General features: G+C 79.4%; 2 protein-coding genes. Both read left to right on the forward strand.

Annotated features, from left to right (window positions below):
• On the forward strand, window positions 1-398 hold a 398-nt coding region (locus E2C05_RS32395; RefSeq protein ID WP_192912577.1), incomplete at its 5' end, for a type II secretion system F family protein.
• Window positions 395-558 (forward strand): lipoprotein (locus E2C05_RS35540; RefSeq protein WP_158292512.1); only part of this gene is annotated, 164 nt, incomplete at its 3' end. The genes E2C05_RS32395 and E2C05_RS35540, both read left to right, overlap by 4 nt.

Consider the following 558-nt stretch of genomic DNA (forward strand, 5'->3'; position numbering starts at 1 on the left):
TGCTGGCGGTGCTGCTGGGCGCCGGCGTCCCGCTGCCGGACGCGCTGGGCCAGGCCGCCGCCGCCGCCGGCAATGCCGAGATCGGCGCCGGGCTGACGCGCGCGGCGACGGAGGTCGCGGCCGGGCAGCGCCTGGCGCCGGCGCTGGCGGCGCAGGGAACGCTGCCGCCGCTCGCCATCACCCTGGCCGGCATCGGCGAGGAAGGCGGGCGGCTGCGGGAGATGCTGCAGGAGGCGGCGGTGATTCACGAGGATGCCCTGGACCGCGCGACCGAGCGGCTGGTCGCGCTGCTGCTGCCGGGGGTGACGCTGCTGCTCGGCGTCCTGGTGGGCGGCATCGTGCTGGCGACGCTGGAAGCCATCCTCGGCGCCAACAGCGCCGCGCTGGGGGCACGATGAGGAGGCTGCTGCTCGCCGCCCTCGCGGCGCTGGTCCTGGCCGGCTGCGCGGCGTCGCCGCGCCGCGACCCCGCCGCCTTCGACGAGGCGATGCGCCGGCTGACCGAACAGGGCGGGCGCCCGGCGGGCCTGCCGCCGGTCGCGGCCGGCCTGGCCGCGCT

It is taken from the genome of Paracraurococcus ruber (assembly GCF_004353985.1).
Taxonomy (GTDB): Bacteria; Pseudomonadota; Alphaproteobacteria; order Acetobacterales; family Acetobacteraceae; genus Paracraurococcus; species Paracraurococcus ruber.